This is a genomic window from Streptomyces sp. SID5785 (genome assembly GCF_009870065.1).
Lineage (GTDB): Bacteria > Actinomycetota > Actinomycetes > Streptomycetales > Streptomycetaceae > Streptomyces.
In genome coordinates this window covers 1-8,788 of record NZ_WWIA01000031.1, presented here as the reverse complement: position 1 = coordinate 8,788, position 8,788 = coordinate 1, and the positions used below count along the sequence as shown (strand labels likewise).

At 74.5% G+C, this 8,788-nt stretch carries 7 protein-coding genes; 2 read left to right on the top strand and 5 right to left on the bottom strand.

Annotation, left to right across the window (positions count from 1 at the left end; translation table 11 throughout):
* A partial coding sequence (locus GTW43_RS01150; protein ID WP_161299649.1) for an AMP-binding protein occupies nt 1-685 on the bottom strand: 685 nt, incomplete at its 3' end.
* Between the two features lie 219 nt (nt 686-904).
* Nucleotides 905-2,005, bottom strand: coding sequence for a nitronate monooxygenase family protein (locus tag GTW43_RS01145; RefSeq protein ID WP_161299648.1), 1,101 nt, complete (start codon nt 2,003-2,005; stop codon nt 905-907).
* A gap of 158 nt (nt 2,006-2,163) precedes the next feature.
* Between GTW43_RS01145 and GTW43_RS01140 the strand changes: the two genes are divergently transcribed.
* Nucleotides 2,164-3,957, top strand: a complete 1,794-nt coding sequence (locus GTW43_RS01140) for a serine hydrolase (protein ID WP_161299647.1) — start codon at nt 2,164-2,166, stop codon at nt 3,955-3,957.
* A gap of 97 nt (nt 3,958-4,054) precedes the next feature.
* Nucleotides 4,055-5,302, top strand: coding sequence for an FAD-dependent oxidoreductase (locus GTW43_RS01135; protein ID WP_161299646.1), 1,248 nt, complete (start codon nt 4,055-4,057; stop codon nt 5,300-5,302).
* A 6-nt stretch (nt 5,303-5,308) separates the two neighbouring features.
* Here the strand turns inward: GTW43_RS01135 and GTW43_RS01130 are convergent, their stop codons facing one another.
* The 3 genes from GTW43_RS01130 to GTW43_RS01120 form a co-directional block, all read right to left on the bottom strand.
* On the bottom strand, nt 5,309-5,923 hold the full coding sequence (locus GTW43_RS01130; RefSeq protein ID WP_161299645.1) for a TetR/AcrR family transcriptional regulator: 615 nt from the start codon (nt 5,921-5,923) through the stop codon (nt 5,309-5,311).
* Between the two features lie 103 nt (nt 5,924-6,026).
* Entirely contained in the window at nt 6,027-7,568 is a 1,542-nt protein-coding gene (locus GTW43_RS01125) for an NAD(P)/FAD-dependent oxidoreductase (protein WP_161299644.1), read from the bottom strand.
* A 52-nt stretch (nt 7,569-7,620) separates the two neighbouring features.
* On the bottom strand, nt 7,621-8,788 hold a 1,168-nt coding region (locus tag GTW43_RS01120; RefSeq protein WP_161299643.1), incomplete at its 5' end, for a tetratricopeptide repeat protein.

Sequence of the window (8,788 nt, the reverse complement as noted above, 5' to 3'; positions counted from 1 at the left end):
GCAGCGCCGCGCCCGCGAACTGCAGCACGGCCGTGTGGTAGAGCGGCGAGCACACGAGGTGCACGTTGTCGTCGAAGGGCCTGATGCCGAAGATGCCGAGGAACCCGCCGAGGTAGGACTCCTCGGGGAGCTTGCCGGAGAGCGGGCGGCGGATGCCCCGGGGGCGGCCGGTGGTGCCCGAGGTGTAGTTCATGACCCAGCCGAGGGTGCGGTCGGCGGGCGGCTCCGCGCGCTGCCCGTCGAGCAGTTCGGCATACGGGCGGAAGGTGTCGACGGCGCCGACGGCGTAGCGGTGCGTGGCCGGGAGCTTCGCCTCGTCGGCGGCGGCCCGGGCCTGCTCGGCGAAGCGTTCGTGCGCGATCAGCACCTTGGCGCCGGAGTCCGCGATGATCCAGGCGATCTCGGGGCCGACGAGATGGTGGTTGACCGGGACCAGGTAGAAACCGGCCTGGGAGGCGGCGAGATAGGCGGTGAAGAACTCGACGCCGTTGGGGAGGACGACGGCGAAGGCGTCGCCCCGCTCCAGACCTGCGGCGCGCAGGCCGTGGACGAGGCGGTTCGCCGCGGCGTGCAGGTCGCCGGCGGTCCACTCGGTGCCGTCGGGGGCGAGCAGGGCGGGGCGGCCGGGGTCCTGGGCGGCCTGCGCCCAGAAGCCGTTGGGGGGCTTCGCGGTCGGGTCGGTCATGGCGGTGGGTCCCTTCTGGGGTCGCTCGGCGTTCGCGGCTTCTCGGTGGGTCGGGGCGGGTGCGCCGCCGGGTGCGGGTCGCGTCATGGCCGGTCGCGTCGTGGCCGGTCGCGTGGTGGCCGGTCGCGCCTCGCGGCGGAGCCGATGTCACGGCCCGCGCCCGTAAGGTGCGGGCCCCGCGCGCCGCGGATCCCGCGCCCCGCACCCGGAGGCGATCGGCTACCTCCCCGCGATCCGGTTCAGCCGGCTGACGGCCACCTCGAACTCCCGGGTCAGCTCGTCGAAGACGGCCTGCACGCTGCGTTCCTCGTTCATCCGCCCCACGATCTGCCCGACGGGCGTCCCGAGCAGCGGCTCGACCTCGTACTTCTGGATCCGCGACACGGCCTCGGCGACCAGCAGCCCCTGCAGGGGCATCGGCAGCGTCCCGGGCCCGGCCGGGTCGTCCCACGCGTCGGTCCACTCGGTGCGCAACTGACGCGCGGGCTTCCCGGTCAGCGCCCGCGAGCGCACCGTGTCCCCCGACCCCGCCGCGAGCAGCTTCCGGGTGAGCGCCGCGGAGTGCAGGTCGGCCTCGGTCGTCGTGAGCCACAGCGAGCCGAGCCAGACGCCCTGCGCCCCGAGGGTGAGGGCCGCGGCGACCTGCCGGCCGCTGCCGATGCCGCCCGCGGCGAGGACCGGCAGCGGCGCCACGGCGTCGACGGCCTCGGGGGTGAGCACCATGGAGGCGATCTCGCCGGTGTGCCCGCCGGCCTCGTAGCCCTGGGCGACGACGATGTCGATGCCGGCCTCCGCGTGCTTGCGGGCGTGGCGGGCGCTGCCCGCGAGCGCGGCGACGAGGACGTCGTGCTCGTGGGCGCGGGCGATGACATCGGCCGGGGGCGAACCGAGCGCGTTGGCGAGGAGCTTGACGGGGTAGTCGAACGCGACGTCGAGCTGGCTGCGGGCGACCTGTTCCATCCAGCCGGTGATGCGCCAGCCGGAGGCCTCGCCCTCGGCGAGTTCGGGCACGCCGTGCCGGGCGAGGGTCTCGGTGACGAAGGCCCGGTGGCTCTCCGGGATCATCGCCTCGACCTCGGCCTCGGTGACGCCTTCCACCTTCTTGGCGGGCATCACGACGTCGAGCCCGTAGGGACGTCCGTCGGCGTGCGCGTCCAGCCAGTCGAGGTCGCGCTTGAGTTCGTCGGGTGCCGTGTAGCGGACCGCGCCGAGCACGCCGAAGCCTCCGGCGCGGCTGATGGCGGCGGCCACCGCGGGGAACGGGGTGAACCCGAAGACCGCGTGCTCGATGCCCAGTCTGTTGCTCAGCTCCGTCTGCATGGGCGCAGGATGCCGCAGCGAACCGGACGACGGAAGACCTTTTCTGATACCTCGTCAGATTCCCTGGGCCCGGCCGGGACGGTTGACACACACCTGCTCTGACATAAAAGTTTCACCCGTCGAGCGAGATCCCGAAAGATACTTTCAGGAGGCTGTGCATGAGATCGACGGAAGCGGGCCGGGCGAGCTCCGGTCTCACCCGGCGCCGGCTGGGCGCCGCGACTCTCGCCCTGGGTGGCGCGCTGGCCCTCACCCCGTTCCCCGCGGGCCCCGCCGCCGCGGCCCCCGCGCGTCCGGCCCGCCCCACTCTGCGCCACGGCTCGCCGGAGCGCGCGGGCCTGCTCGCCGGACACCTGCGCCAACTGGTCGCCGACGCCGAGAAGTTCCTCGGCCCCTCCCCCGAGCACCCCTGGTACGCGGGCGCGGTGCTGCTCGCCGGGCGCGGCGGCACCGTGGCGCTGCACCAGCCGATCGGCAAGGCGGTGCGGTACGCGCACTACGACGACACGACGGACACCGGCGTCGAGTTCCCGCCCGACCAGCAGATCGACATGGCCGAGGACACCGTCTTCGACCTGGCCTCCGTCTCCAAGCTCTTCACGTCGATCATCGCCGTGCAGGAGATCGAGCGCGGCCGCCTCACCCTGGAGGCGACGGTCGCCTCGTACCTCCCGGACTTCGCGGGCGGCGGCAAGCAGGACGTGACCATCCGTCAGCTGCTCACGCACACCTCCGGCTTCCGCTCCTGGATCCCGCTCTACACGGAGCCCACCCGCGAGGCCCAGATCCGGCTGATCTGGGCCGAGAAGCTCCAGAACCCGCCGGGCAGCACCTATCTCTACTCGGACCTCAACCTGATCTCGCTCCAACTCGTCCTGGAGGAGCTGACCGGCACCCCGCTCGACCGGCTCCTGCACGAGCGGATCACCGGACCGCTCGGCATGTCCCGCACCCGCTACAACCCGCCCGCCTCCTGGAAGCCGAAGATCGCGGCGACGGAGGACGCCCGGGCACCCTGGTCGGGTCTCGACCGGGGGCTGGTGTGGGGCGAGGTCCACGACGAGAACGCGTTCGGACTCGGCGGCGTCGCCGGGCACGCAGGCGTCTTCTCCACCGCGTGGGACCTGGCGGTCCTGGGCCGCACCCTGCTCAACGGCGGCACCTACGGCAGGGCGAGGATCCTCACCCGGGACTCCGTCGACCTGCTGTTCACCGACTTCAACACCGCGTTCCCCGGCGACAACCACGGACTCGGCTTCGAGCTCTACCAGCACTGGTACATGGGCGCGATGGCGACGCCGCGCACGGCCGGTCACACCGGCTTCACGGGCACCTCGCTGGTGCTCGACCCGACGACCGACTCCTTCCTCATCGTGCTGGGCAACTCCGTGCACCCGGTGCGCACCTGGCGGTCCGGCTCCGCACCCCGGGTCGCCGCGGGCACCCACATGGCGCGGGCCGTCGCCGTGCGCCCCGCCCACGGGCGCACCGCCTGGTTCTCCGGCACGGCCGACGCGTCCTCCGCGACCCTCACCCTGCCCGACCTGCCCATCGGCCCACGGGACGCCGGGCTTACCTGCGCGCTGTGGTGGGACACCGAACCGGCCTCCGACTTCCTGCACCTGGAGGTGTCGACGAACGGCGGCACCGACTGGACGCCGCTGCCGTTCACGACGCGGCACGGCGGCGACGCCCCCCAGGACCACGCGGACGGCTCGGTGGACGGCTGGTCCGGCCGCACCTGGCACCGGCTCACGGCGGACCTCGGCTCCTTCGCCTCCCCGGCCACCCGGATCCGCTGGCGGTACGCGACCGACAAGCTGTACGTGGGCCGCGGCGCGTACGTGGACGGCATCCGGGTCACCGAGGGCCGGTCCGTGCTCTTCGACGACGCCCGCCCGGCCGACTCCTCGCGGATCGAGGCGACGGGCTGGACGGCCTCCCGCGACTGAGCACCCACCGTCTCTGCTGACCGCTCGGTCAGACAACTGACCGAGCGGTTAGACTCGGCGTCCGACCGACAGGTGGACCGGCGAGGAGGGCGGACGCGTGGAACGGACGACGTGCTGTGTGGTGGGCGGCGGACCCGCAGGAATGATGCTCGGGCTGCTGCTCGCGCGCGCCGGGATCGAGGTGACGGTCCTCGAGAAGCACGGCGACTTCCTGCGGGACTTCCGGGGCGACACCGTGCACCCCTCCACCCTGCGGCTGCTCGACGAGCTGGGCCTCGGCGACCGCTTCGCGCGGCTGCCGCAGCGCCGGCTCACCGAGATGCGGATGCACATCGACGGCGTCGAGGTGATCGCCGGGGACCTGCGCCGCATCCCCGGCCGGCACAAGTACATCGCGATGGTGCCGCAGTGGGACTTCCTCGACCTGCTGGCCTCGGCCGCGGCCGCCGAGCCCGCCTTCACCCTGCGGATGCGGTCCGAGGTGACCGGGCTGCGCACCGCGGCCGACGGCCGGGTGAACGGGGTCCGGTACCTCGACCGGAGCGGGGAGGACGGCGCCGCGGTCGGGCGCGAGCTCGCGGCCGATCTCGTCGTCGCCTGCGACGGACGCGACTCGCGGGTGCGCGAGGCGGCCGGGCTCGTGCCCGTCTACCGGGAGGTGCCGATGGACGTGTGGCAGGTGAAGGTGCCCGCACCGCGCGACGCGGTCAAGGACGGCCGGGTGTTCCTGAGCATCGGCGGCGGCCAGGTCGCCGCGACGATGGACCGCGGCGACTTCTACCAGACGTCCTATCTGATCCGGCGCGGCAGCGACGCCGCCCTGCGGGCCGCCGGCCTGGACCGCTTCCGGGACCGGCTGGGCGAACTGCTCGGCTGGGACCGCACGGTGACCGCCGCCATCCGGTCCTGGGACGACGTCCGGCTCCTCGAAGTGACCATGGGCCGCCTCACCACCTGGCACCGGGACGGGCTGCTCTGCATCGGCGACGCGGCCCACATCATGTCGCCGACGGGCGGGGTCGGCGTCAACCTCGCCGTGCAGGACGCCGTGGCCGCCGCCCGCATCCTGGCCGGGCCGTTGCGCGCCCGCCGGGTGAGCCGCGCCGATCTGGCCCGGGTGCAGAAGCGGCGGATGCTGCCCGCGGCCGTGACCCAGCGGACGCAGGACGGCGAGCACGCCATGCTGCTGCGTCCCGCGCTCGACGGCACCCTGCGCGGGGACCGGCTGCCGCTGCCGCTGCGCCTGGTGCGGCGGGTGCCGGCGCTGCGCACGGTGACCGGCTACCTGGGCGGGATCGGGATCCGCCCCGAACACGCCCCGGCCTTCGCCCGCCGGCCGGCCTGAGCGGGGTCAGCGCGCGACGGCCCGCAGGGCGAACGTCTCCAGCTCGTCCGCCGCCGCGTCCAGGTCGACGCCGGGGTCGGCGAGCCACTGGGCGACGACCCCGTCGATCGCGCCGCCCACCGCGAGCGCGACGGTCCCGGGGTCGAACTCGCGGAACTGCCCGGCCCGTTGACCGGCCTCGAGCAGCTCCGCGAGAGCCCGGCCACGCCCGCCCACATCGTGCTGACCGGGGGCACGGAAGCGGGTGCCGCCGTGGTCGTCGAGGAGGGTCTCGGTGATGACGCGGACGTGCCGCCGGTGGTCACGCTGGTACCCGATCATCGCCCGCACGTACGCGCGGAGCGCGGCCCGCGGATCGTCGCCCCGCTCGGCCACGCACGCGGCGACGTACCCGGTGAAGGCGTCGAGGACGTGTGCGAAGGCCGCCTGCGTCAGATTGTCCTTCGACGTGAAGTGGTAGAGCACCGCGGCCTTCGACAGCCCGGCCCGCTCCGCGATCGCCGACAGCGAGGCGGCGGTGAGCCCCTTCTCCGCAATCAGGTCGATGGTGCACTCGACGAGCTGGCGGCGGCGGGCCTGCTCGGTGAAGGTGGGGGCACCGTCGTTCCGGCGGGGAGTCATCGGGCACCGCCCCTGTCGTGTCGCATGGCATGCCGCTCGGGCACCTGACCGGCAGTCGACCGTACACCAGCGCGAGCCGGTCCGACCGGCGGGCCTCGGCGGGTCAGGCCTCCAGAACCGCCATGGCCGCGTTGTGCCCCGGCACCCCGCTCACCCCGCCGCCGCGCACCGCTCCCGCCCCGCACAGCAGCACGTTGGCGTGGGAGGTCTCGACGCCCCAGCGGCCCGTGCCCTCCTGCGCGTACGGGAAGGCGAGCGCCCGGTGGAAGATGTTGCCGCCGGGCAGCCGCAGCTCCCGCTCCAGGTCGAGCGGGGTCTTCGCCTCGATGCAGGGCCGGCCGTCGGCGTCCTCGGCGAGGCAGTCCTCGAGGGGCTCGGCGAGGTGGGTGTCGAGCTGCGCGAGCGTGGCTGCGAGCAGCGCGGACCGGGCGGCGTCGTTGTCGTCGGTGAACAGCCGGGCCGGCGTGTGCAGTCCGAAGAGCGTCAGGGTCTGGTAGCCGCGGGCGGCGAGGTCGGGGCCGAGGATCGAGGGGTCGGTGAGGCTGTGGCAGTAGATCTCGGAGGGCGGCGCGGAGGGCAGCGCCCCGTTCGCCGCCTCCTGGTACGCGGTGGCCAACTGGCCGTAGCCCTCGGCGACATGGAAGGTCCCGGCGAACGCCTCGCGAGGGTCGACGGAGGTGTCGCGGAGCCGGGGCAGCCGCTTCAGGAGCATGTTGACCTTGAGCTGGGCCCCCTCGGCGGGCGCCGGCGGCACCTCGCCGAGCAGCCGGGCCAGCTCCTGCGGGGAGGCGTTGACCAGGACGTGCCGGGCCGCGAGGGTGGCCTCGCCGTCGGGGCCCCGGTACGTCACCTCGGCGCTGCGTCCGTCGGTCTCGATCCGGGTGACCTCGCGGCCGGTGACGAGGTCGGCGCCCGCCGCCCGGGCGGCGGTGGCCAGGGCGTCGGTGAGGGCGCCCATGCCGCCGACGGGGACGTCCCAGTCGCCCGTGCCGTTGCCGATGACGTGGTAGAGGAAGCAGCGGTTCTGGGCGAGGTCCGGGTCGTGGGCGTCGGCGAACGTGCCGATGAGCGCGTCGGTGAGGACGACGCCGCGCACCAGGTCGTCGTCGAAGTGCTCCTCGACGGCGACGCCGATGGGTTCCTCGAACAGCATCCGCCAGGCCGCCTCGTCGCCCACCCGCTCGCGCAGCGCCCGGCGGCTGGGCAGCGGCGCGGTGAGGGTGGGGAAGACCCGCTCGGCGACGTGCCGGGTCGTCGCGTAGAAGCGGGTCCACGCCTCGTGGGCGCGGTCGTCGCCGGTGAGCCGGGCGAACGAGGCACGGGTGCGCTCCTCCCCGCCCCCGACGAGCAGTCCGGTGGGGCGGCCGTCGCGCTCGGCGGGGGTGTACGAGGAGACCGTGCGGCCCCGGACGGCGAAGTCGAGGCCCAGATCCCTGACGATCTTGTGGGGCAGCAGGCTGACCAGGTAGGAGTAGCGCGACAGCCGGGCGTCGACGCCCGCGAAGGGGCGAGTGGAGACGGCGGCTCCACCGGTGCTGCCGAGCCGTTCGAGAACGGTGACGGTGCGGCCGGCGCGGGCCAGATAGGCGGCCGCCACCAGGCCGTTGTGCCCTCCGCCGACGATCACGACATCCCGCTGCTGCATCCGGTCTCCTCCGTACGGGGGCCTTGGTCCGGGGTCCTGCGTCCGGCGTCCCTCAGGGGCGCTGCCGCAGCGCCGCGACTCGACGGTACAGCTCGACGGCCTCGGTGGCGCGGCCCAGCTGCTCCAGACAGTGCGCCTCGTCGTTGCGGCTCGCGAGGGTGTCCGGATGGGCCGCGCCGAGGACGCGCTCGCGGGCGTCGGCGACCGTGCGGTACTCGCCGAGCGCGTCCGGCCAGCGGCCGAGCCAGCCCAGGCCGACGGCGACCTCGCGGTGGCTGACCAGGGTGTCGACGTGGTCGGGGCCGAGCACCCGCTCGCGCAGCGCGCACACGTCGCGGGCCTCCGCGAGCGCCTCCTCCCAGCGGGCCATGCGGCCGAGGTTGACGCCGAGGCCGTGCCGGGCCCGCAGGGTCTCGGGGTCGGTGGGGCCGCTGACCCGGGTGCGGTCCTCGGCCAGCCCGCGGTAGAGCGTGAGCGCCTCGGCGCTGTGACCGAGCCGGCCCAGACTGACGCCGACCTCGTAGCGCGCGGCGAGGGTGTCGGGGTGGTCGTCGCCGAGCGCGTGGGCGCGTGCGCCCGCCACGTCCCGGTAGATGCGCAGGGCCTCGCTCCAGCGGCCCAACCGGCCCAGGGTGTAGCCGACTTCGCACCGTGTGACGAGGGTGTCGGGGTGGTCGTCGCCGAGGATCCGGGCCCGCGCCTCGGCCACCTCGCTCGCCATCCGGTACGAGTCCTCGAGGCGGCCGAGCCGGCTGAGGTTGAAGGCGAGGTTGTGGCGGCAGCGCAGGGTGTCGGGGTGCTCGGGGCCCATGGTGCGCTCGCGCGCGGCGAGCACGGCCGTGTACGCCTGGTGCGCCTCGAAGTGCCGGCCCAGCCTGCCGAGGACGTACGCGACCTCCTGCCGGGCGCCGAGGGTGTCGGGGTGGTCGGCGCCGAGCACCCGCGCGCGGCCCTCGACGACGGGCCGGTAGGCGCGCAGGGCGTCGGCGGCCCGGCCGGTGCGGCTGAGCGTGAAGGCGACCTCGTAGCGGCTGGTGAGGGTGTCGGGGTGGTCCTCGCCGAGGAGGTGCTCGCGCTCGGCGGCGACCGCGCGGTGCACCTCGCCGGCCTCCTCCCAGCGCCCGAGGCGGCCGAGGCTGAGTCCGCCGTTGTGCCGTGCGGCGAGTGCGGCGACGGCGGCCGGGTCCGGTGCGGGACGTGCCGCGACGGCGCCGGGTTCC

What these genes read in the sequence shown, in the direction of transcription:
- GTW43_RS01145 (WP_161299648.1), bottom strand. Translation starts at nt 2,005, where the DNA reads ATGCAGACGGAGCTGAGCAACAGACTGGGCATCGAGCACGCGGTCTTC.
- GTW43_RS01140 (WP_161299647.1), top strand. Translation starts at nt 2,164, where the DNA reads ATGAGATCGACGGAAGCGGGCCGGGCGAGCTCCGGTCTCACCCGGCGC.
- GTW43_RS01130 (WP_161299645.1), bottom strand. Translation starts at nt 5,923, where the DNA reads ATGACTCCCCGCCGGAACGACGGTGCCCCCACCTTCACCGAGCAGGCC.
- GTW43_RS01125 (WP_161299644.1), bottom strand. Translation starts at nt 7,568, where the DNA reads ATGCAGCAGCGGGATGTCGTGATCGTCGGCGGAGGGCACAACGGCCTG.